We start from the raw sequence: 20,714 nt of genomic DNA, 5'->3' as shown, positions 1-20,714 counted from the left end.
GCCCCCTTCGGTGATCCATCCACAGATTCACTCGTATGTCTCCGCCCGTATGCGGCGAACGCTAGGTTCTCCGCCACGGAATATATCCCCGCGGGGGGACGAAAGAAGGGTGGGCACCATGTCGGATATCCAGAAGCAGCAGGGGCTCGGTCGACCGACCGGGGCGTTCGTCGGAGCGTCGTGGGTGGCGCTCGGGCTGGGCGCCTCGGTGTACTTCGTCGGTCTTTACAACGCGCGCATGCTGCTGGCGGAGAAGGGGTTCTTCCTGGCGGTATTCCTGCTCGGTCTCTTCGCGGCGATCAGCGTGCAGAAGGCGGTGCGCGACCGCGCGGAGGACGTCCCCGTGACCGGCGCCTACCTCGGGGTGGCGTGGGGGATGCTGCTGGTGTCGCTGACCCTCATGGTGATCGGTCTCTGGAACGCCGAGCTCCTGCTCTCGGAGAAGGGCTTCTACGGCATCGGTTTCGCGATGAGCCTGTTCGCCGTGGTCGCCGTGCAGAAGAACGTGCGAGATCTCGCCGCGTTCCGCCGGGCGAACCCCGAGGTCGCACCCGTCGCCCGCCCCTCGTTCCCCGTGGTTCCCTGAGTCAATCGGGTACCCCGGTCCCCCGGTGGAAGACGCAGTGAAAGGGAGGCGTTCCCGGTGAGGAAGGCGATCAACGCGTCACGGTCTCTCACGCCGGCGTCGGCGCTGGTCAGGGTGAGGGTCATTCGTCCACCGTAGACAGCCCGTCCTCGGCATCCTGTCTACGCTGGGAAGCGACCCTGTTTCGCGAAGGAGACCGTCATTCCCTCTGTGTCCCGCACCCCCGCCGCCCGTACGCCCGCCGATCGGTCCACGATCACCCGGTCGCTGCGAACGGCCTCGCTCGCGACCGCCGGCGTGGGCGCGGCGATCACGATGGGCGCGCTCGGGTCGTGGTGGACCCCCGTCATCCTCCTCGTCGCCACGGCCGGTGCGATCTTCGCGATCTGGTGGGTCGCCGGGCCCTCGGTCGGGGAGCGGCTCGTGCTGCCGGTGCTCATCGTCGTCACGGCTCTCACCGTGGCGTCCCTGCTCGGCCTCGTCGGACTCCTGCCGTCCGCGTGGACGTGGGCGGCCGTCGGCGCCTACGCCGTGGCGTGGGGCGAGTACCTCGTGACGCAGACGATCGCGCGCTCGCGAGCGGCCGCCGGACTGCGCTGAGCCAGGCGGCTCATGCCCCCGCCGACGACGCTCAGACGGCGGCCGATGCGTGCGTCGGCACCCAGCCGAGGGCCGGGGCGATGTGCTGCGCGAAGTTCTCGACGAGGCGAAGGTTGAACGCCACGCCCATCTGCGACGGGATCGTCAGCATGAGGGTGTCGGCGCTCATCACCGCGGCGTCGTTCTGCAGCTGCTCGACGAGCTTGTCGGGGGTTGCGGCGTAGGTCTTGCCGAAGGTCGAGCGCATGCCGTCGATGACGCCGATCTGGTCGCTGCCCGCGGACCCGGCGAAGTACATCTCGTCTTCGGCCGTGACGATCGGGAAGATGCTGCGACTCACCGACGTGCGGGGCTCGCCCTCGTGGCCGGCCTCGCGCCAGGCGGCACGGAAGGCGTCGAGCTGCTGCGCCTGCAGGAGGTCGAACGGCGTGCCGTCGGCTTCGGTGAGCAGTGTCGACGACATGAGGTTGACGCCGATGCGACCCGCCCACTCGGCGGTGGCCGTGGTGCCGGCTCCCCACCAGATGCGCTTACGCAACCCCGGGGAGTGCGGCTCGATGCGCTGCAGGCCCGTCCCTCCGCCGAAGGGGCTGTGGGGGTCGCGCTCGGCCAGACCCTCGCCGTCGATCGCCCGCAGGAAGAGGTCGAAGTGCTCGCGGGCGATATCGCCGCCGCGCGGGTCGGCCGACCCGGTGTAGCCGAACGCCTCGTATCCGCGGACCACGGTCTCGGGTGAACCACGGCTCACGCCGAGGGCGAGGCGGTTGCCGCTGATGAGGTCGAGGGATGCCGCCTCCTCGGCCAGCATGAGCGGGTTCTCGTACCGCATGTCGATCACGCCGGTGCCGACCTCGATGCGCGAGGTGCGGGCGGCGATCGCGGCGAGCAGGGGCATGGGAGCCGCCTGCTGACGGGCGAAGTGGTGCACGCGGAACGAGATGCCGTTGACGCCGAGGTCGTCCATGCCCTGGGCGAGATCGATCGCCTGCAGCATCGAGTCACCCGCGGTCAGGTGGTGCCCGCCGCCGAGGGGGCCGTAGTGGCCGAAGGAGAGTGTGCCGAAGGAGCGCATACGGGGTGCAACGCGGGTCGTCCCGGTCTATTCCCGCGCATGGACCCCCGGATGGCCCCGGACCCTTCGAGGTGTGGAACCATTCAGAGCATGGACGACGACGTACGCCACGAGCTGCGTCGCCTGCGCGCCCGGGCCTACGGCCCCGACGCGGACATCGCCGGCGACCTGGCGGCGTCGGAGCGGCTTGCGGTCCTCGAAGAACTCGAGCGGCACGAGCGGTCCTCGCCCCCGCCGCCGAGACCGACGCCGGACGCACCGGCCGAGCCGACGGCATCCGGAATCGAGGACGATGCGGAACGGCTCGGCGAATCCGAGGCCGAGGACGACGAAGAGCCCCGCGAGCGTCGCCCGCTCGTGCGATCGCGGCGTCAGTTCTGGGCCTGGGCGATTTCTCTCGCGGCCGTCACGGCGTTGGCGAGCGCCGGGACGGCGTTGACCGTGACCTTCGTGCCCGTGGCGAGCTCGGTGGGCGCCCCGCAGGTCGGAACGCTGGAGGAGGATCCCGACACCGAGACGCCCGCGATCTTCGGCGAGCGCACGGGTGCGGAGCGCGCCTTCAAGGATTTCTACGGCGTGACCGCCTTCGTGGGATTCGCGCAGGTGGATGCGACCGAGAACCGCAGCCCGTGCCTGTACCTGCTCGACACCGCCGAGGTGTCGTTACGGGGAGCGCGCGGCGTCGCGGGCAACTTCGTCTACGGCGGGTGCGGGGCGGGGATCTTCCCCGCGACGGTCGAGTTCGTCGTGGCGGAGGGGATGCCGGAGGCGTTCGTCGAGCGATTCCCGATCGGCACGAGCGTGCAGTTCGTCTTCGACGGCGAGAACGTGGGCGTCTTCGCCGGCCGCGGTTGACGATCCCGACGCTCCCAGCCCCGCCCGCCCGGCGAATGAGAGGGTGGGGGAGTGACCCCCCTCCTTGAGCACGTGCCCACCGGCAGCGATCCGGATGCCGTGTACCTCGGTTTCGTCGAGTGGGCGACCTCGCGCGGTCTGACCCTGTACCCCGCGCAGGACGAGGCGATCATCGAGATCGTCTCGGGGGCGAACGTCGTGTTGTCGACGCCGACCGGCACGGGCAAGTCGCTCGTGGCGGTCGCCGCCCACGCGGCATCCCTCTCCCGGGGCGGCCGGAGCTATTACACGGCGCCGATCAAGGCGCTCGTGAGCGAGAAGTTCTTCGCGCTCGTCGACATCTTCGGCGCCGAGAACGTCGGCATGGTCACGGGCGACTCCTCCGTCAACGCCGACGCGCCGATCGTGTGCTGCACGGCCGAGATCCTCGCGAACCTCGCCCTTCGCCAGGGCGCTGACGCGAACGTCGACCAGGTCGTGATGGACGAGTTCCACTACTACGGCGAGGCCGATCGTGGGTGGGCGTGGCAGGTGCCGCTGCTGTTGCTGAGGCGCGCGCAGTTCATCCTGATGTCGGCGACCCTCGGTGATGTCAGCGACATCGCCGACGACCTCTCGCGCCGCACCGGCCGCCCTGCCGCGCGCGTCACCGGCGTCGAGCGACCCGTGCCCCTGCACTTCGAGTACGCCCGCACTCCCGTGCACGAGACCGTTCAGGAGCTGCTCGACACCAAGCAGGCGCCGATCTACGTCGTGCACTTCTCACAGGCCGCGGCCATGGAGCGGGCGCAGGCACTGTCATCGATCCGCATCATCGGGCGCGAGCAACGCGACGAGATCGCGGAGGCGATCGGCGGCTTCCGCTTCACCACCGGCTTCGGCAAGACGCTGTCGCGGTACGTCCGCGCCGGGATCGGCGTGCACCACGCGGGCATGCTGCCGCGCTACCGCCGGCTCGTCGAGACGTTGGCGCAGCGGGGACTTCTGCGGGTCATCTGCGGCACCGACACGCTCGGCGTCGGCATCAACGTGCCGATCCGCACGGTCCTCATGACCGCGCTGACCAAGTACGACGGCACGCGCATGCGCCAGCTCTCGGCGCGCGAGTTCCACCAGATCTCCGGGCGCGCGGGCCGGGCCGGCTACGACACCGCCGGCACGGTCGTCGTGATGGCGCCGGACCACGAGATCGAGAACGCCGCGCAGATCCTCAGAGCCGGCGACGACCTGAAGAAGCAGAAGAAGATCGTGCGCAAGAAGGCGCCGCAGGGCTTCGTCAACTGGACCGAGCAGAGCTACGACCGTCTGGTGGTGGCCGAGCCCGAGCCGCTCCAGCCGCAGATGAAGCTCAGCGCCGCCATGCTCATCAACGTCATCGCTCGGGGCGGCGACGTGTTCGGCAACGTCCGCTCGCTGGTCTTCGACAACCACGAACCGCGCGCCCGCCAGTACGAGCTCGCGCGCCGGGCGATCGCGATCTTCCGCACCCTCGTGCAGGCGGGCGTGGTCGAGGCGGGGCCCGACGGCATCCGGCTCACCGTCGACCTGCAGCCCAACTTCGCCCTCAACCAGCCGCTGTCGCCGTTCGCGCTCGCGGCGATCGAGATGCTCGACCCCGAGGTCGAGCTCGGACGGGGACCGGATGCCGTTCCCGCGGCGTCGTCGGTCGGCACCGGACACTACGCGCTCGACGTGGTCAGCGTCATCGAGGCGACCCTCGACGACCCGCGCCCGATCCTGTCGCAGCAGCAGTTCCGCGCGCGCGGCGAGGCCGTGGCCGCGATGAAGCGCGAGGGGATCGAGTACGACGAGCGCATGGAGCTGCTCGAGGAGATCACCTGGCCAAAGCCGCTCGACGAGCTGCTGGCGCAGGCGTACGAGGTGTTCGCCTCCAGCCAGCCGTGGATCCGCGACTTCGAGCTGTCGCCCAAGTCGGTCGTGCGCGACATGTTCGAGCGGGCGTGCTCCTTCGGCGAGTACGTCTCGCTGTACCAGCTCGCCCGCAGCGAGGGACTCGTGCTGCGTTATCTGAGCGACGCCTACCGCGCGATCCGCCAGACCGTGCCGGTCGACGCGCAGACTCCCGACCTGCTCGACCTGATCGCGTGGCTCGGGGAGCTCGTGCGACAGGTCGACTCGAGCCTCGTCGACGAGTGGGAGCAGCTCATCAACCCCGCCGACGACCCCGACGCGCCCGTCGTGCCGCCGGCGCCCCCGTCGATCCTCACCAACCGCCGCGCGTTCGTCGTGCTCGTGCGCAACGAGATGTTCCGCCGCGTGCAGCTGGCGGCGCTGCAGCGCGACGACGAGCTCGTGCAGCTGAACCCCGAGATCGATTGGCCGGGTGTACTCGACAGTTATTTCGACGAGCACGACGCGATCGGCACGGGCGGCGCGTCGCGCTCCTCGGCCCTCGTCGCGATCGACGAGTCAGCGGCCTCCGAGGGTGTCTGGCGGATCGAGCAGACGATCGACGACCCCGCGGGCGACCACGACTGGCGCATCCGCGCGGAGGTCGATCTCGCCGCGTCCGAGGAGGAGGGCACCGCGATCGTGCGGGTCACCGAGGTGCTCAGGCTCTGACGGCTCCTGAATGGCGTCGAGGGGTCCGACCGAGTCGGTGCGAGGTGTGCGGCGGGCGGTTCCTCGTCGCACCGACGACGGATGCCGAGGCCCTGAGGCCCCGGCATCCGGTTTCTTCGATCGTGCTTACGACTTGCGGGCGACGCGGTTCTCGGCACTGACCATCCACGAGAGCTGCTCGAGGCGCTCGAGGATCGAGTGCAGGATGTCGGCGCTCGTGGGGTCCTCGTCGTCGACGTCGTCGTGCACGTCGCGAACGGTGCCCACCGTGGCGTCGATGCGCTCGGTGATCAGGTCGACGACCTCGGAGGTGTCGACCTCGCCCTGGGGGAACTCCGGCAGGGTGGTGGTCTCGGCGATGGTGTCGCTGCGGCCGTCGGGAAGAGCGTGCAGGGCGCGCATACGCTCGGCGACGGTGTCACTGAACTCGCGGGCGGCGTCGATGATCTCATCGAGCTGCAGATGAGTGTCGCGGAAGTTCTTGCCGACGACGTTCCAGTGCGCCTGCTTGCCCTGGATCGACAGTTCGATGAGGTCGATCAGGACGGCCTGCAGCGCATCGGTCAGCTGCTCCGACGCCTGGAAGCCCTTCTCGGCGTTCTGCTCTTCGGTCGTTTCGGGACCGCTGCCTCCGCGCGCGGCGCGACGACGGTTCTTGGTGGGGGCGTCCTTGGTGGTGGTGGACATGCGCGTTCCTTTCACTCACGGTCACCTCTGACGCTAGGTCGCTCTCCCGCGGCGGTGACGGGGGTTGCGGGGGCGTGCACGGCGAGGTAGCCGCCGGCCCCGCGGCGGGACACGGCGAGACGGGTCTGCGGGGCCCGTGCCGCGTCGTAGCCGCTCGGCATCCCCTCGGCAACCCCGGCCCCACCTCGTCGCGGCCTCCATAGCGTGAGAGCGTGCCCCTCGATCCGCCTGCGCCATCCCGACCGTTGCGCGACTATGCGGCGATCGGCGACGGTCGCACCGTCGCCCTGATCGGCCTGGACGGGTCGGTCGACTGGCTACCGCTTCCCAACATCCACTCCCGCCCCGTGTTCGCGCGGCTCGTCGACGAATCGGCCGGCGGCTGCATCCGACTCGCCCCCGTGGGGGAGTACGAGGTCACCCGTCGATACCTCCCTCGCACGAACGTCCTCGAGACGACCTTCACCACCGCGACCGGCGTCGCCACCCTCACGGATGCCATGGTGACCGGCATCGCGGGCCGTTTGCCGTGGGCCGAGCTCGCCCGACGCGTCGACGGGGTGAAGGGCGAGGTCGAATTCGCCTGGTGCGTGCAGCCGGGGACGATGCTGCGGTCGGCCTCACCCTGGACCGAGCGGATCGACGGATTCTCGATCATGCGCATCGGTCACGTCTCGTTGGCGGTCGTCGGTCACGAGCACGGACTGCACGGCGAGCCCGACGCCGGCGACGAGAGCATCGACGGAGGATTCACAACCTCGAAGGACTCGCGTCACCTGCTCGTGATCGCCGCCACCGAGGGCGAGCCCCTCCGCATCCCCGATGCGAAGAACGTCGACCGCGGCATCGACCGCACGATCGGCGGGTGGACGATGTGGTCGGACGAGTTCTCGTACGAGGGCCCCTGGGCCGATGACGTCCAGCGCAGCGCCCTCGCGCTGAAGCTGCTGCTGTTCAGCCCGACCGGGGCGATCGCCGCCGCGGCGACGACGTCGCTGCCCGAGAACCCCCGCGGGGGCAAGAACTGGGACTACCGCTACGCCTGGGTGCGCGACCTCGCCTACACCGCGCACGCGTGGGTGGGCTTCGGCCTCCGCGAGGAGACGCACGCCGCGATCTCCTGGCTGCTGCGGACGATCCGCAAGAACGGTCCCGAGGTGCAGGTGATGTACACCCTCGACGGTGACGCCGAGATCGGCCTCGAGAAGCACGAGGTTCCGGGGTGGAACGGAAACCAGCCCGTCGTCACCGGCAACCCCGCCCAGGGGCAGCTGCAACTCGGCGTCTACGGCGACCTGATCGCACTGTGCCGTACGTACGTCGAAGCCGGCAACCGCCTCGACACCCAGACCGGTCGTCTGCTCGCCGACGTGGCCGACCGCACCTGCGACCTCTGGCGCCGCGAGGACTCCGGCATGTGGGAGCTTCCGGAACTTCGCCACTACACCTCGTCGAAGATGGGCTGCTGGAAGGCGCTCGACGACGCGCAGTGGCTGGCCGCCGGGGGGCACATCCCCGACAACGGCGACAGGTGGCGTGCCGAGCGCGACCGCATCCACTCCTGGGTCGAGCAGCACTGCTGGTCGGACAAGCTCGAGGCGTACACGATCGCGCCGGGCAGCGACGACCTCGACGCCTCGGTGCTGCTGCACGCCCCTACCGGCTTCGACCGCGGCGAGCGGATGTCCAAGACCCTGGATGCCATCACCGAGCGCTTGACGACCGACGACCACCTCGTCTACCGCTACACCGGCATGGACCAGGAGGAGCAGACGTTCGTCGCCTGTGCGTTCTGGCGGGCGACCGCCCTGACCTGCGTCGGCCGGCACGACGAGGCCGTCGAGGCCATGGACGCCCTCGTGGCGCAAGCGAACGACGTCGGCATCTACTCCGAGATGATCGCCGAGGCCGACGGGGCGTTCTGGGGGAACCTCCCGCAGGCCCTCAGCCACCTCGCGCTCATCAACGCCGCCCTCGTCATCCGCGACCTCGTCGACGACGACGACCTCGCCGGCCACTGACTCCCCGCCGTGGCGTGACGCCGCGGCATCCATCTCCCCATGAAAGGACTCGCCATGAGCACGCAGTACACGTTCACCGACCCGACCAAGCTCTACGCCGACATCGACCCGAAGTCGCAGGACCAGAAGGAGCCCGGTCTCGACGCCGAGCTCACGCCCAAGGCCGCCCTCGGTGAGGACACCTACGTCGGCAGCGAGCGCTTGAAGGGTCGCAAGGCCCTCATCACCGGCGCCGACTCGGGCATCGGCGCCGCCACCGCGATCGCCTTCGCCCGCGAGGGTGCCTCGGTCGCGATGTCGTACCTGCCCGAGGAGAAGGTGGATGCCGACCGCATCGCCGGCATCCTCCGTGAGGCCGGCGCGACCGTCGTCCAGATCCCCGGCGACCTGCGCGAGCGCGAGTACGCCCGCACGCTGGTGAAGGAAGCCGTCGAGGGTCTCGGCGGCCTCGACATCGTCGTCAACAACGGCGGCAAGCAGATCTTCAACGAAGACGTCACGACCCTGAGCGACGAGCAGTTCGACGACACGTTCAAGACCAACGTGTACGCGATGTTCTGGATCTGCAAGGAGGCCGTGCCGCACCTGGCGCCGGGCTCGACGATCATCAACACCACGTCGATCCAGGCGTACTCGCCCGCGCCGATCCTCGTCGACTACGCCTCGACGAAGGCCACCATCAACACCTTCACCAAGGCGCTCGGCCAGCAGCTCGCGCCCAAGGGCATCCGCGTGAACGCGGTCGCGCCCGGTCCGATCTGGACGCCGCTGCAGGTGACCGACGGTCAGCCCGACGAGAAGGTCGACGAGTTCGGCGAGGAGACCCCGCTCGGTCGCATGGGTCAGCCCGCCGAGCTCGCGCCGGCGTTCGTGTACCTCGCGTCGGCGGAGTCGAGCTACGTGATCGGTGAGACGCTCAACGTCAACGGCGGAATGCCCACGCCGTAAGCAACTCGAGAGGAAGGGCCGTCGTCCGGGTACGGGCGACGGCCCTTCGGCATCCGGGAGCGGCACGGGAACAGGGGATGCTTCGAGAACAGGACGACCCGAGCCGCGTGCCTCTGTCCTCGTGGCATCCCGTGTTCTGGCGGGCGTGCCCGACGGGTCAGCCGAGAGCCTTCCGGTAGAAGATCTCGCCGTCGGCCGTCTCTTCGGTGCGGTGGTATCCCTCCCGCTCGTAGAGGCGCTGGTTCGCCTCGCTCAGACCCCCGGTGAACAGCTCGGCCTCGGTCGCGCCGGCCTCACGGCCGCGCTGCTCGACCGCGTCGAGGAGCAGCGTCCCCAGCCCCTCACCCTGCTGGTCGGGCGCGATCGCCAGGCGCCCGATGAGCAGGAGCTCGCCATCGAGGCGCGCCCGCACCGCCCCGACGATGCGGTGCTCCGTCACGGCGACGCAGCCGAGGTTCTCGACGAGTTCGGCACGCAGCTCCTCGAGGGTCTGGGTGAGCGGCGGCATGTCGGGGTCGCCGTAGATCAGCGCCTCGCTCACGAAGGCGGCGCGCTGGACGGTGAGCACCTCGCCGGCGTCGTCGGGGGACACGGGGCGGATGAGAGGCGAGTTCGACACGGGCATTCCTTCGGGAGGGTGTGTGAGTTCAGGTCGCAGGAGCTCGCGGGCGCCCACGCCGCGATCACCGGTCCCGGTCGGTGTACTCGCCGGGATCCTGAACGTCCTCGCGCGACTCGTCGCCGCCCGGCAGCTGCACATCGGTGTAGGCGCCCGCCTCGTCGGACCGGGGCCGCTCCTGGGTGCCGTCGGCGTTCTGCCGGTCGACGTACTCGCCCGGCAGGTCGGCGCTCCCGCGGTCCGCCGTCCCATCCGGCAGCTGCTGGTCGGTGTATTCGCCCTCGTCGGGCCCCGTGCCGTGTCCGTTGACATCTCGCTCAGCCATTGCCGCCTCCTGGATCGTGGTGGGTCGACGTTAAACCCGCGCGGGCGTCGCCGCAGCGGTCTTGACAGGCGCGTGTCGCGCACGTGCCAGGGTGTCAAGGCCGTAGGAGAGGTCTCCGCGGCGGCGCAGGGTGGGGACATGCCTGCTCTCGCCATCATCCTCGTCATCGTCGGTCTCGTGCTCTTGTTCCTCGGCATCTTCGTCGAGGCCGTCAAGTTCCTGTTGTGGATCGGCCTCATCATCCTGATCGTCGGGGCCGTCATGGCGGTCCTGCGCTTCGTCCGCCGGAAGGTCTGACGCGCTCGCCGCGCGCACGGCATCCATCGCTCCTCAAATCCCCCGGGGCTCACCGACCACGAACGCGGGGTCGGTGGGCCCCGAGGTCTGGGGTGATCGACTCAGACGGAGAACAAGTCGCGCGCCCGCGGCCGGTGCGAAGCGGCGACCGCGTCGAGCGCGGGGCCGAGCTGCGGGTGGGTGAAGGAGAAGCCCGCCTCGGTGAGCACGCGCGGTACCGCCCACCGGCTCTTCAGCACGAGCTCGGGTTCGTTGCGCAAAAGCGCCATGGCAGGATCCAGCATCCACCGGAAGGCCGGAAGGCCCCATGGCATCCGGGCCACCCGTCGAATCTCCCGCATCAGGGCACGGTTGTCGCTGACGCCCGGGGCTGCCAGATTGACCGGTCCCGAGATGTCCTCGCGGTCGCGGAGGAAGCGGACGGATGCCACGACGTCGTCGATGTGGATCCAGCTGAAGCGCTGTCGTCCCGACGTGCGATGCCAACTCGACCACACCGCTCCGGTGGGGCGCGCGCCGATGCCGCGGTAACGGCGGTGCGGGAACCACCAGCTGTCGATCTGCGGTCCGCCGAGCCCCAGGCGCCCGAGCGCGAAGAGCATGCGGGTGGCGGGCCCGTCTCCGAGCACGATCGCCATGCGGAGCGCGACCCGCCGGGTCGCGGGCAGATCGCCGGTGAAGAACGCGCTCTCCCAGCTCGTCGCCGCGTCGACCGAGAAGCCCTCGCCGAGGACCCCGTCGGTCTCGTCGTTGCCGCGATCGATCTCGTGCCGGTAGATGGTGGCAGTGGAGGCGTTCATCCACACGCGCGGCGGATGTGCGGCCGCGGCGACGGCCGCGTGCAATTCACGGGTCGTGTCGACGCGGGAACGCAGGATCTCGTCGCGATTCGCGTCGGTGTACCGGCACGACACGATCTTTCCCGCGAGATTCACCAGCACGTCGGCGCCGTCGACGAGGCGGGCGATCGCGGGCGCGTCGCCCCATACGGCAGACCCCGTGCGACCGACGGTGAAGACGTCGTACCCGTCGTCCTCGAACGCTCGCGTCAGCGCGCGACCGACGAAGCCGCTCGCCCCCGCGACGACGACGCGGGGGCGAGCGGGGGATGCGCCCGCATCGTTCGGTGTTTCGGTCACGGGTCGCTCCTGTCGTCGGGTCGATGGTATGGACCATGGTGACATCGGCCGGCTCCGGTGACGGAGGGGTCGCTCGACGCCGATGCATCGGGTCGGCGGCGAGCGCGGCTGCTGACACAATGGATGCCATGCGACGACAGGGCCGGAGCACGCGCGTCGCGCGCGGAGCCGCCGCGGCATCGGTCGCCACCTTCGTCGCCCTGCTGTCGCACGTCACGGGTGGCGGCGAGATCCCCGGCGTGTTCGGCATCGCCGTTCCCCTCGCGCTGTCGTTCGTCGTGTGCACCGTGCTGGCCGGTCGCCGTCTCTCCCTCGTGCGTCTGAGCATCGCCGTCGCGCTCAGTCAGGTGCTGTTCCACACCCTTTTCGTGCTCGGCAGCTACAGTGCCGGTGCCGCCGCGCACGTCCACGGCGCGCCGATCGCGCTCGCCGCGGACGCTGCGGTACCCGTCGTCTCGGCGGATGCCGCGATGTGGGCCGGCCACCTCGTCGCCGCCATGCTGACCACGGCCCTGCTCCACCGCGGGGAGCGCACGGTGACCGCCACGCGCGAACTCGCCGCGCGGTGCATCGCCTGGGTGCGCGCACGCGCGCGCGTCGTCGCGGCGATCCTCGCTCCGGCGCCGGTGCGCCGCGTGGGTGCGCCCGTCACCGCCGAGGTGCGGCCGGTCTCGGTGCTCTTCTCCCGCTCGACCCGGCGTCGAGGGCCACCCCTGCCGGCATCCTGAGCTTCGCTCCACCCGTCTGACGGGCGGGGCATACGGCCGTCCGCCCGCGTCTCAGACGTGCGCCTCATCTCGTGCGCTATGCGGCGGCCGCTTCACGTCCTCTCCGGACGTCTTCGACCGTGAAGATCCGCCATAGTCAGGCGGCGCCCGTTCGCCCGGGTGCGGCTTCCGACGGCGGGGTCTCGGTGCGCTCCACGCACCGTTCAGACGGGTGCCGCGCGCACCCGGAAAGAGTTTCCTCATGCTCCGTTCCCGCGTCATCGCGGGCGGGATCGTCGTGGCCCTCGCCGCCGTTCCGGCGTCGGTGGTCCCGGCATCCGCTCACGATCAACTGTTGTCCAGTTCACCCGCCGCGGGTGAACGACTGCCCTCCGCCCCCGATGAGATCTCCCTGAGTTTCTCGGCCGATGTCCTCGACATCGGAGCTGAAGTCGTCGTCGCCGACGCCGACGGTGCCGACTGGGTGGGCGCCGATCCCGTCATCTCGGCGGGAGTCGTCTCGGTGCCGTTGCGCGCCGAACTGCCCACCGCCGGGTACGAGGTGCGTTGGCGAGTGGTCTCCAGCGACGGTCACCCGATCACGGGCATCGTGCCCTTCACCGTCGGCGACGCCGCTCCGCTCGAGCGAAGCACACCGCCGTCGACCTCGGCGACGGTCGCTGCGCCGGCCGACGGCGACGCGGGGATCCCGCGCGTCATCACCGTGTCGGCCATCGGCGCGGGTGTCGCGCTGGCGGTCTTCGCCGTCTTCCTCTTCCTCCTCCGTCGTCGCCGCACGCGCGACGCACAGTCCTGAAAGGTTCGATATGAACATCCGTACCCTGCGCCTCGGCGCCCTCGCCGCAGCCGGCGCCCTCCTTCTCGCGGGCTGCGCGTCCGCGGCATCCCCCGCCCCCGCCGCCTCGCAGGCGGAGTCGTTCTCGACCGCCGACGTGTGGGTGAAGGCGGCCGACAGCGGAATGAGTGCCGGCTTCGGTCAGCTGCGAAACGACGGAGACACCGACCTCACCGTCGTCTCCGCCACCGATGACGCGACCGCCGCCATGGAGCTGCACGAGACCGTGCAGAACGAGTCCGGCCAGATGGTCATGCGCGAGGTCGAGGGCGGCTTCGTCATCCCCGCCCACGGAGCGATCGAGCTCGCGCCCGGTGGCAATCACCTCATGTTCATGGACGTGACCACGCCCCTGCGCGCGGGGGAGGAGACCACCATCACCCTCACCTTCGCCGACGACTCCACCGCCGAGATCACCGCGCCCATCAAGGAGTTCGCGGGGGCGAACGAGAACTACGAGGGCGGCGACATGGACGACATGGAAATGGGCAGCTGATGCGCGGCTCCCCTCGTTCCGCGGGTGGCGCGACCCGGCGCACGTTCCTCCTCGGGGGAGCGGTCGCCGGTGTCGGTGCCGCCGCCGCGGTCGGCCTCGATGCCGCCGTATCGGCCAGCGCTCAGCAGCAGCCGTCGGTGCCGCTGAACGGCGAGGTGACGGTGCCGTTCCACGGCGAGCACCAAGCCGGCATCGACACCGACGCCCAGGCGCACGTCGCGCTCGTCGCACTCGATCTGGCCACCGACGTCGACCGCGCGGGTCTGCAGCGGCTCATGCGCACCCTCACCGACGACGCCGCGCGCCTGACCCAGGGGCGCAGCGCTCTCGCCGACACCGAGCCCGAGCTCGCCACGGCACCCGCCCGCCTGACGGTGACGTTCGGGTTCGGGCCGGGCCTCGTCGCGCGCGCGGCCGCTCCGGCCCCCTCGTGGCTGGCGCCCCTGCCGGCGTTCTCCATCGACCGGCTGCGACCGGAGTACGGCGACGGCGATCTGCTGCTGCAGGTCGCTGCCGACGACGCGGTCACGGTGGCCCACGCGACGCGCATGCTGCTGAAGGATGCCCGCGCGTTCGCCACCACGCGGTGGGTGCAGCACGGCTTCCGCCGCGCACACGGCACCGAGCGTCCGGGCACGACGATGCGCAACCTCTTCGGGCAGGTCGACGGGACCTCCAACCCCGTGCCGGGCACACCCGCGTTCGACGATGTCGTGTGGGTGCGCGAGGGGTGGCTCGCCGGGGGCACCGGCATGGTGGTGCGCCGCATCGCGATGGACCTCGACAAGTGGGATCGCCTCGACCGCCCCGGCCGCGACCAGGCGGTCGGGCGGTTCCAGTCCACGGGCGCCCCCTTGACGGGCACCGACGAGTTCGACGAACCCGACTTCGGTGCGAAGGATGCCGTCGGCTTCCCCGTCATCGCAGAGTTCTCCCACCTGCGGCGCTCGCGCCCCGACGACACGACGCAGCGGATCTTCCGCCGCGGCTACAACTACGACCAGACGCCGCCCGCCGGCGTCGTCAGCGACGCGGGCCTGTTGTTCGTGTCGTTCCAAGCAGACATCGAAAGGCAGTTCGTGCCCATCCAGAGACGACTCGACGAGCTCGACCTGCTCAACGAGTGGACGACCCCCATCGGATCCGCGGTGTTCGCGGTGCCACCCGGATGCCGCGAGGGCGGCTACATCGGAGAGGGGATCCTGTCGTGACGACCACCGCACGCGACGTGAACGCATCTGCCCCGCTCGAGCCGGCAGCGCCCGTGTCGACGCCCACCGCGGATCGCCCGGCGAAGGGCTGGTTCACCGCGCTGCTGCGCCGCCTGCATTTCTTCGCCGGACTCCTCGTGGGCCCGTTCATCCTCGTCGCCGCGGTCAGCGGCGCTCTGTATGCGATCACTCCGACGCTCGAGAAGGTGATCTACGCGCACGAGCTGTCGGCGAGCTCGGATGCCGCAGCCGTGCCGTTGGCCGACCAGATCGCCGCGGCAGAGGCCTACCTCGGCGACGGTGCGTCACCCGTCGCGGTGCGCCCGGCTCCGGCGCCCGGCGACACGACCCGCGTCATGTTCGCCGACGCCTCGCTGCCCGAGAGCACCACGCGCGCGATCTTCGTCGACCCGGCCACGACCGAGATCCGCGGCGACCTCGCCGCGTACGGCACGAGCGGCGCGCTGCCGTTGCGGCACTGGATCAGCGACCTGCACCGTTCACTCCACCTCGGCGACGTCGGCCGGTGGTACAGCGAACTCGCGGCATCCTGGCTCGGGATCGTCGCCCTCGCGGGGGTGGGGCTGTGGATCGGCCGATTCGTGCGGTCGCGTCGAGGCCGTCGCGACCTGCTGCGTCCGAATCGCCGGCACAGGGGCTACCGGCGGCTGTCGGGGTGGCACTCGGCGGTGGGGATCTGGGTCGTGCTCGGGGCGCTGTTCCTCTCTGCCACGGGGATCACGTGGTCGACCTTCGCGGGAGCGAACGTGAGCGATCTGCGCGCGGCGATCGGGGGCGGTACCCCCGCGCTGACGACCACGCTCGACGGGTCGGCCGCGACCGCGGGCGATCATGCGCACCACGGCGACGCCGCGACGACGCCGACCGGGCAGGCCAATGCCGCCACCTTCGACGCCGTGCTCGCGATCTCGCAACGGCTGAACGTCGACAGCGGCGACGTCGAGATCCGCCCGCCGTCCGCCGCGGGCAAAGCGTGGGTCGTGCAGGAGATCCATCGCAGCTACCCCACGGAGGTGGATGCCGTGGCCATCGACGGCTCGAGCATGCAGGTGGTCGACCGGGTCGACTTCGCCGACTACCCGTTGCTGGCGAAGCTGTCGCGGTGGGGGATCGACCTGCACATGGGCACGATGTTCGGCCTCGCCAACCAGCTCGCGCTGTTCGCGCTCGCGGTCGGTATCGCCTCGCTCGTCGTGATCGGCTATGCGATGTGGTGGAAGCGCCGACCGACCCGCGGGCTCCCGTCGGCACCCGCGCGGGGCGTGCTCCGTCACGCGCCGTGGTGGGGGGTCGGGGCGGTCCTCGTCGCCGCCGTGGCGATCGGGCTGGTGCTGCCGTTCGTCGGCTACACGCTCGTGGTGTTCGTGGTGCTCGACCTGCTGCTCGGGTGGCGGCCGCGGCGGGCATCCTCGTCGGCGCGGCGTGACACGGCGACTCGTTGACACGGCGACTCGCTGACACGGCGACCGCAGGACGCCGATGCGTCGTCGGCGAGACACCGTCTCGGCTATCGGCGGCGGGATGACGTCGGGGTCGGGTGCCACCCGACCCGAACCGCCGCCTCGGGTCAGGCGAGCAGCTGATGCATGGTCACCGAACCGGTCGTCGGCTCGGTGAAACCGAGGCTGCGGTACAACGCCTGACCCGGTGGGTCTGCCAGCAGCGTCACATAGGCGCCCTCGGGGGCCTTCGCGCGGATCTCCGCGAGGAGGTCCTCGAGGATACGGCGCCCCAGACCCCGCCGCTGATACGCGGGCAAGGTCGCCATGTCGGCGATGAGGAAGTACCACCCGCCGTCTCCGACCACCCGCCCCATCGCGACCGCCCGGCCCGTGGCATCCGTGATCCTCCGCCACGCCCAGCTGTTGGTCAGTGCCGGGCCGCCCTGGTCGGGCCGCTTCGGGGTGAGGCCCGAGGCGCGTCGCAATTCGAGGTAGTCATCGAGCGCGGGCGGGAGCGATTCGAGGCGGAGGTCGTCCATGCGATCAGCCTGTCAGGCGGTCGGGTGGACGCGGGGGCTTCGAGTCGGCCGGTCGCGAGGAACCCGGCGCGGGTCAGGCGTCGTCGGGGTCGGGGAGGCTCTGCGCGATACGGCTGGAGGCCGCGGAGTCGCGGCCGACGCCCGGCTGGAACCTCGCGATGGGGTCGTCCTCGTCGACGTGGGGCTCGCCGCCGCCGTCGGCCGGCGGGGGCGACGCGGGGGTGCGGGTCTCAGCGGCGACGTCGTGCTCGGGGCGACCGGTGTCCTCGGTGTGGCGGGAGGTGGAGCCGCCGTCGCCGTCGGTGCCGCGCTCGGTGAGGCCGTCGGCTGCGCGCGTGCCGACACCGGGCAGGTCGTTCTGGCTCGAGACGTTCTGGATGCGTGCCTCGTCGTCGGCATCGATCTCGGCGGCGCCGACAGCACCCGTGTCGGCTCCCGCGGCCCCCGCGGGAACGTCGGCGGCGAGCCCCTCGGACTCGGGGATGATGTTCTCTTCGTCGGCTCCGGGGAGTCGGTCGGCGGGAGTGTCCATGGGTGATCCTCCTGATCGGTGTGCGGCCACGCTAGGCGCCGCGAATGCGGGGTGAGCCGGGGTTGCGCTCGCCGGGGTCTTGGCATCCATCTCCCCGAGACCCCGCTGTCGGAGGGGCTGGCTAGGCTCGAGGGACGCTTCGAAAGGACATCGCCATGCAGCAGCGACCTCTCTCCCGGACCGGCCGCGAGGTTTCGGCCGTCGGCCTCGGCACCTGGCAGCTCGGACCCGACTGGGGCGGGGTCGGTGAGGACGAGGCGCTCGCCGTGCTCCGCACCGCGGCCGACGCCGGAGTCACGCTCTTCGACACCGCCGACGTCTACGGCGACGGGCGGTCGGAAGAGATCATCGGAAAGTTCTTGACGGGCACGGATGCCACGGGCATCACGGTCGCGACCAAGATGGGGCGCCGCGAAGACCAGGTGCCCGAGAACTACGTGATGGAGAACTTCCGCGGCTGGCTCGACCGCTCGCGCCGCCTGCTGGGGCAGGACACGCTCGACCTCGTGCAGCTGCACTGCCCGCCGTCCGCCGTGCTCGACGACGACGCCACGTGGGACGCCCTGGACCAGCTCGTGACCGAGGGCGTCATCGCCGCGTACGGCGCCTCCGTCGAGACCATGGACCAGGCGCTGTCGGCTCTGCAGCGCCCGCACCTCACCAACCTGCAGATCATCTTCAACCCGTTCCGCCTCAAGCCCCTCGACGAGGTGCTGCCGCTGGCTGCCGAGAAGAACGTGGCCGTGCTGGCTCGCGTACCGCTCGCGAGCGGGCTGCTCTCGGGCAAGTACACCGCCGACACGACGTTCGATAAGGACGACCACCGCACCTACAACCGCAACGGCGAGGCCTTCGACAAGGGCGAGACGTTCTCGGGGGTTCCGTTCGACGAGGGCGTCGCGGCGGCCGACGAGCTGAAGGCATCGCTGCCCGAGGGCGTGACGCTCCCGGCGGCGACACTGGCGTGGATCGCCTCGCGCACGGGAATCACCTCGGTCATCCCGGGCGCCCGCTCGGTCTCCCAGGCGGCGTCGAACGCCGCGGCGGGCGACCTCCTCGACGGCGGCTTCGACATCGCCGCGTTCGACACCCTCGTGCGCGACGTGTACGACAGGCGCCTGCGGGCGGAGATCCACCCGCAGTGGTGATCCCCGCATGACAGAAGCCGGGCCCGTCCATCACGGACGGGCCCGGCTTCTGTGCAGAGTGACGTCAGCTGACGTCGCCGCGCCAGGCGCCGGACTCGGCGCCGCGCGACTCGATGTACTTCTTGAAGTTGTCGAGGTCCTTCTTGACCGAGTGGTCGTCGGCGCCGAACGCGGCGCCGAGCTTCTCGAGAAGACCGGTGGGCTCCCAGTCGATCTGCACGGTGACGCGCGTCTCGTCGTCGGACAGGCGGTGGAAGGTCACGACGCCGGCGTGGTTCTCGTCGCCTCCGACGCTGTTCCAGGCGACGCGCTCGTCGGGGTGCTGCTCGGTGATCTCGGCGTCGAACTCGCGCTCGGCTCCGCCGATCTTCACCTTCCAGTGGGTGAGGGTCTCGGTCTTCTGCGTGATCGACTCGACGAAGCTCATGAAGTGCGGGAACTCCTCGAACTGCGTCCACTGGTTGTAGGCGACGCGGACGGGAACGTTGACGTCGATGGTTTCGATGACCTGTGCCATGGTGTCCTCTTTCGTATGGGTTCCGGGGCTGGTTCCAGTCTTCGCGCGGTGCGCCGGACGCGCCCCCGGGGTTGAGGGATCGCGTTCCGTGCCCTATACGCGCGGGCTCGCCTCGCGAGAAACGCCTCTCGCGTCGAGAAACGCCGGGAGCAGGCGTTTCTCGACGCAGAAAGCGTTTCTCGCAAGATCAGTACGCGCGATCGCGTCTCAGGCGCGGCCGCACCGGAGCGGATGCCGGGCCCGGCGCCACCGGATCAGGCGAGGCCGCGCAGGATCAGGTGCCAGTAGACCCACGGCAGGACGCGCCGGTCGGCGATCCACGACAGCCGGCGCTCGCGATACAGCGAGCGCCAGAACGGGATCGTCGGCTGCAGTCGGCCGCGCCGATCGAACTCCGCGAACACGACCGTGCCGCGCGACACCGTGAAGGGCACCACGCTGTATCCGTTGTAGGTCGCCGTGGGCGGGCGACCGGCGAGGACGGCCTTCATGTTCTTCACGAGAGCCTTGGCCTGCTGGCGGATCGCGCCGCCCGAGCGACGGGTGGCGCTCGCCGCGGCGTCGCCCACCGACCAGACCTCGGGGTGACGCGCGTGCTGGAACGTCTCGGGGTCCACGTCGACGAAGCCGTGCGGATCATCGGATGCCGACAGCCCGCTGCCCGCGATCCACTCCGGCGCCCGCTGCGGCGGCACCGCGTGCAGCACGTCGTACGACAGCGTCTCCTCTGCGTCGCCGTGGCCGATCACGAGCCTGTGAGAACCGGCATCCACCGATCGGAGCTCACGGCTGTAGCGCACCTCGATGCCGTACTCGTCGAGCTTGCGCTGCAGCTCGCGGTCGATGGCGGGGATGCCGAAGGGCACGGGGTCGGGGCAGACGAACACGACGCGGATGTCGTCGCGCACGCCGATCGACCGCCACCAGTCGCAGGCCAGGTACATCGGCTTCTGCGCTGCGGCGCCGCAGGACGCCGGCTCCGGCGGCTGCGTGAACACGACGGTGCCCGAGCGCACGTCGCGGAGCACGGGGGATGCTTTCGCGGCGAGGTCGAAGTCGTAGTTCGAGATGCCCGTCGGCGCCGCCATGGCATCGGGCAGCCCGGGCACCTGCTCCCAGGCCATGCGCATGCCGGCGCAGACGACCAGCTGGTCGTAGTCGAGGTGCTCACCCGAGACGAGGTGCACGCGCTGGGCCTCGGCATCCACGGTGAAGACCTCGTCGCGCAGCCACCGCACACCCGCAGGGGTGACGTCGGCTTGACGGCGAACGGCCTCGGAGGCCCGCGCGGAGTCGCCGGCGATGTGGGACTGCAGGGGCGCGAACACGTGCTGCTCGCGCGGTTCGATCACGGTGATCTCGCCGACACGGGCGCGGTGCAGGCGGCCCGCCACCGACAGTCCGGCGTTCCCCCCGCCGATGACGACGATGTGCGCGGGCGAGGTGGGGCGGGAGTCGTTCATGGGAGATCCTCTCGTCTCCCTCACGCTCGCCCGCCCGGCCCCGCGGCGCC

At 70.6% G+C, this 20,714-nt stretch carries 22 protein-coding genes; 13 read left to right on the top strand and 9 right to left on the bottom strand.

The annotated features are described in order from the left end of the window. Positions 1-118: 118 nt before the first annotated feature. Both yiaA and FHS07_RS13945 read left to right on the top strand, forming a co-directional pair. Positions 119-586, top strand: a complete 468-nt coding sequence (gene yiaA / locus FHS07_RS13950; protein WP_183420500.1) for an inner membrane protein YiaA — start codon at positions 119-121, stop codon at positions 584-586. Positions 587-796: 210 nt separating this feature from the next. Further along, positions 797-1,186, top strand: a complete 390-nt coding sequence (locus FHS07_RS13945; RefSeq protein WP_183420499.1) for a hypothetical protein — start codon at positions 797-799, stop codon at positions 1,184-1,186. 31 nt (positions 1,187-1,217) lie between these two features. Here FHS07_RS13945 and FHS07_RS13940 read toward each other — a convergent pair whose 3' ends face one another. Next, the gene (locus FHS07_RS13940; RefSeq protein ID WP_183420498.1) at positions 1,218-2,258 is read right to left on the bottom strand and encodes an LLM class flavin-dependent oxidoreductase; all 1,041 of its coding nucleotides are present in this window, start codon (positions 2,256-2,258) and stop codon (positions 1,218-1,220) included. A gap of 90 nt (positions 2,259-2,348) precedes the next feature. Here FHS07_RS13940 and FHS07_RS13935 point away from each other — a divergent pair, with 90 nt between their 5' ends. Both FHS07_RS13935 and FHS07_RS13930 read left to right on the top strand, forming a co-directional pair. Next, positions 2,349-3,113 carry a hypothetical protein gene (locus FHS07_RS13935; RefSeq protein ID WP_183420497.1) on the top strand — a complete coding sequence of 255 codons (765 nt, stop codon included), beginning with the start codon at positions 2,349-2,351 and terminating at the stop codon, positions 3,111-3,113. A 51-nt stretch (positions 3,114-3,164) separates the two neighbouring features. After that, positions 3,165-5,696 (top strand): DUF3516 domain-containing protein, encoded by a 2,532-nt coding sequence (locus tag FHS07_RS13930; protein WP_183420496.1) that lies wholly within the window; start codon positions 3,165-3,167, stop codon positions 5,694-5,696. A gap of 126 nt (positions 5,697-5,822) precedes the next feature. Here the strand turns inward: FHS07_RS13930 and FHS07_RS13925 are convergent, their stop codons facing one another. Beyond that, on the bottom strand, positions 5,823-6,383 hold the full coding sequence (locus tag FHS07_RS13925) for a Dps family protein (RefSeq protein ID WP_183420495.1): 561 nt from the start codon (positions 6,381-6,383) through the stop codon (positions 5,823-5,825). Between the two features lie 212 nt (positions 6,384-6,595). On the opposite strand from FHS07_RS13925, the gene FHS07_RS13920 reads away from it, so the two are divergent. Both FHS07_RS13920 and FHS07_RS13915 read left to right on the top strand, forming a co-directional pair. Beyond that, positions 6,596-8,404 (top strand): glycoside hydrolase family 15 protein, encoded by a 1,809-nt coding sequence (locus tag FHS07_RS13920; RefSeq protein ID WP_183420494.1) that lies wholly within the window; start codon positions 6,596-6,598, stop codon positions 8,402-8,404. 54 nt (positions 8,405-8,458) lie between these two features. Further along, on the top strand, positions 8,459-9,352 hold the full coding sequence (locus tag FHS07_RS13915; protein ID WP_183420493.1) for an SDR family oxidoreductase: 894 nt from the start codon (positions 8,459-8,461) through the stop codon (positions 9,350-9,352). 157 nt (positions 9,353-9,509) lie between these two features. Here the strand turns inward: FHS07_RS13915 and FHS07_RS13910 are convergent, their stop codons facing one another. Both FHS07_RS13910 and FHS07_RS13905 read right to left on the bottom strand, forming a co-directional pair. Next, positions 9,510-9,977, bottom strand: a complete 468-nt coding sequence (locus FHS07_RS13910) for a GNAT family N-acetyltransferase (RefSeq protein ID WP_183420492.1) — start codon at positions 9,975-9,977, stop codon at positions 9,510-9,512. 58 nt (positions 9,978-10,035) lie between these two features. After that, positions 10,036-10,296 (bottom strand): hypothetical protein, encoded by a 261-nt coding sequence (locus FHS07_RS13905; protein WP_183420491.1) that lies wholly within the window; start codon positions 10,294-10,296, stop codon positions 10,036-10,038. A 138-nt stretch (positions 10,297-10,434) separates the two neighbouring features. Between FHS07_RS13905 and FHS07_RS13900 the strand changes: the two genes are divergently transcribed. Continuing rightward, entirely contained in the window at positions 10,435-10,593 is a 159-nt protein-coding gene (locus tag FHS07_RS13900; protein WP_183420490.1) for a hypothetical protein, read from the top strand. A gap of 101 nt (positions 10,594-10,694) precedes the next feature. Here the strand turns inward: FHS07_RS13900 and FHS07_RS13895 are convergent, their stop codons facing one another. Then, positions 10,695-11,732, bottom strand: a complete 1,038-nt coding sequence (locus FHS07_RS13895; protein WP_343054728.1) for an epimerase — start codon at positions 11,730-11,732, stop codon at positions 10,695-10,697. 128 nt (positions 11,733-11,860) lie between these two features. On the opposite strand from FHS07_RS13895, the gene FHS07_RS13890 reads away from it, so the two are divergent. The 5 genes from FHS07_RS13890 to FHS07_RS13870 all read left to right on the top strand — a co-directional run bounded on the left by FHS07_RS13890 (position 11,861) and on the right by FHS07_RS13870 (position 16,465). Then, positions 11,861-12,460, top strand: a complete 600-nt coding sequence (locus tag FHS07_RS13890) for a hypothetical protein (protein WP_183420488.1) — start codon at positions 11,861-11,863, stop codon at positions 12,458-12,460. A gap of 241 nt (positions 12,461-12,701) precedes the next feature. After that, positions 12,702-13,256, top strand: a complete 555-nt coding sequence (locus FHS07_RS13885; RefSeq protein WP_183420487.1) for a copper resistance CopC family protein — start codon at positions 12,702-12,704, stop codon at positions 13,254-13,256. Between the two features lie 10 nt (positions 13,257-13,266). Further along, positions 13,267-13,791 carry a copper chaperone PCu(A)C gene (locus FHS07_RS13880; protein ID WP_183420486.1) on the top strand — a complete coding sequence of 175 codons (525 nt, stop codon included), beginning with the start codon at positions 13,267-13,269 and terminating at the stop codon, positions 13,789-13,791. Next, positions 13,791-15,002, top strand: coding sequence for a Dyp-type peroxidase (locus FHS07_RS13875; RefSeq protein ID WP_183420485.1), 1,212 nt, complete (start codon positions 13,791-13,793; stop codon positions 15,000-15,002). The genes FHS07_RS13880 and FHS07_RS13875 overlap by 1 nt, the downstream gene beginning before the upstream one ends. Then, on the top strand, positions 14,960-16,465 hold the full coding sequence (locus FHS07_RS13870; RefSeq protein WP_183420484.1) for a PepSY-associated TM helix domain-containing protein: 1,506 nt from the start codon (positions 14,960-14,962) through the stop codon (positions 16,463-16,465). The genes FHS07_RS13875 and FHS07_RS13870 overlap by 43 nt, the downstream gene beginning before the upstream one ends. 125 nt (positions 16,466-16,590) lie before the next feature. Here FHS07_RS13870 and FHS07_RS13865 read toward each other — a convergent pair whose 3' ends face one another. Together FHS07_RS13865 and FHS07_RS13860 are read right to left on the bottom strand one after the other, a co-directional pair. Then, entirely contained in the window at positions 16,591-17,004 is a 414-nt protein-coding gene (locus tag FHS07_RS13865; RefSeq protein WP_183420483.1) for a GNAT family N-acetyltransferase, read from the bottom strand. Between the two features lie 73 nt (positions 17,005-17,077). Beyond that, positions 17,078-17,536: a hypothetical protein gene (locus FHS07_RS13860; RefSeq protein ID WP_183420482.1), complete on the bottom strand. Its 459-nt coding sequence runs from the start codon at positions 17,534-17,536 to the stop codon at positions 17,078-17,080. A 155-nt stretch (positions 17,537-17,691) separates the two neighbouring features. Here FHS07_RS13860 and FHS07_RS13855 point away from each other — a divergent pair, with 155 nt between their 5' ends. Then, a complete protein-coding gene (locus tag FHS07_RS13855) occupies positions 17,692-18,684 on the top strand; it encodes an aldo/keto reductase (RefSeq protein WP_183420481.1) in 993 nt (330 codons plus the stop codon). Between the two features lie 64 nt (positions 18,685-18,748). Here FHS07_RS13855 and FHS07_RS13850 read toward each other — a convergent pair whose 3' ends face one another. Further along, positions 18,749-19,201 carry an SRPBCC family protein gene (locus FHS07_RS13850; RefSeq protein ID WP_183420480.1) on the bottom strand — a complete coding sequence of 151 codons (453 nt, stop codon included), beginning with the start codon at positions 19,199-19,201 and terminating at the stop codon, positions 18,749-18,751. A 254-nt stretch (positions 19,202-19,455) separates the two neighbouring features. Then, positions 19,456-20,664 carry an NAD(P)/FAD-dependent oxidoreductase gene (locus FHS07_RS13845; RefSeq protein WP_183420479.1) on the bottom strand — a complete coding sequence of 403 codons (1,209 nt, stop codon included), beginning with the start codon at positions 20,662-20,664 and terminating at the stop codon, positions 19,456-19,458. Positions 20,665-20,714 lie beyond the last annotated feature (50 nt).

This window comes from Microbacterium proteolyticum, from assembly GCF_014192415.1.
GTDB classification, from domain to species: Bacteria; Actinomycetota; Actinomycetes; order Actinomycetales; family Microbacteriaceae; genus Microbacterium; species Microbacterium proteolyticum.
The sequence above is the reverse complement of the archived record's forward strand: the minus strand, read 5'-3'. Positions and strand labels throughout refer to the sequence as shown.

Excerpts from the sequence above, each read along its gene's own strand:
- yiaA (WP_183420500.1), top strand. The coding sequence starts at position 119 with ATGTCGGATATCCAGAAGCAGCAGGGGCTCGGTCGACCGACCGGGGCG.
- FHS07_RS13940 (WP_183420498.1), bottom strand. The coding sequence starts at position 2,258 with ATGCGCTCCTTCGGCACACTCTCCTTCGGCCACTACGGCCCCCTCGGC.
- FHS07_RS13935 (WP_183420497.1), top strand. The coding sequence starts at position 2,349 with ATGGACGACGACGTACGCCACGAGCTGCGTCGCCTGCGCGCCCGGGCC.
- FHS07_RS13925 (WP_183420495.1), bottom strand. The coding sequence starts at position 6,383 with ATGTCCACCACCACCAAGGACGCCCCCACCAAGAACCGTCGTCGCGCC.
- FHS07_RS13915 (WP_183420493.1), top strand. The coding sequence starts at position 8,459 with ATGAGCACGCAGTACACGTTCACCGACCCGACCAAGCTCTACGCCGAC.
- FHS07_RS13910 (WP_183420492.1), bottom strand. The coding sequence starts at position 9,977 with ATGCCCGTGTCGAACTCGCCTCTCATCCGCCCCGTGTCCCCCGACGAC.
- FHS07_RS13905 (WP_183420491.1), bottom strand. The coding sequence starts at position 10,296 with ATGGCTGAGCGAGATGTCAACGGACACGGCACGGGGCCCGACGAGGGC.
- FHS07_RS13900 (WP_183420490.1), top strand. The coding sequence starts at position 10,435 with ATGCCTGCTCTCGCCATCATCCTCGTCATCGTCGGTCTCGTGCTCTTG.
- FHS07_RS13890 (WP_183420488.1), top strand. The coding sequence starts at position 11,861 with ATGCGACGACAGGGCCGGAGCACGCGCGTCGCGCGCGGAGCCGCCGCG.
- FHS07_RS13885 (WP_183420487.1), top strand. The coding sequence starts at position 12,702 with ATGCTCCGTTCCCGCGTCATCGCGGGCGGGATCGTCGTGGCCCTCGCC.
- FHS07_RS13880 (WP_183420486.1), top strand. The coding sequence starts at position 13,267 with ATGAACATCCGTACCCTGCGCCTCGGCGCCCTCGCCGCAGCCGGCGCC.
- FHS07_RS13875 (WP_183420485.1), top strand. The coding sequence starts at position 13,791 with ATGCGCGGCTCCCCTCGTTCCGCGGGTGGCGCGACCCGGCGCACGTTC.
- FHS07_RS13870 (WP_183420484.1), top strand. The coding sequence starts at position 14,960 with ATGCCGCGAGGGCGGCTACATCGGAGAGGGGATCCTGTCGTGACGACC.
- FHS07_RS13865 (WP_183420483.1), bottom strand. The coding sequence starts at position 17,004 with ATGGACGACCTCCGCCTCGAATCGCTCCCGCCCGCGCTCGATGACTAC.
- FHS07_RS13860 (WP_183420482.1), bottom strand. The coding sequence starts at position 17,536 with ATGGACACTCCCGCCGACCGACTCCCCGGAGCCGACGAAGAGAACATC.
- FHS07_RS13855 (WP_183420481.1), top strand. The coding sequence starts at position 17,692 with ATGCAGCAGCGACCTCTCTCCCGGACCGGCCGCGAGGTTTCGGCCGTC.
- FHS07_RS13850 (WP_183420480.1), bottom strand. The coding sequence starts at position 19,201 with ATGGCACAGGTCATCGAAACCATCGACGTCAACGTTCCCGTCCGCGTC.
- FHS07_RS13845 (WP_183420479.1), bottom strand. The coding sequence starts at position 20,664 with ATGAACGACTCCCGCCCCACCTCGCCCGCGCACATCGTCGTCATCGGC.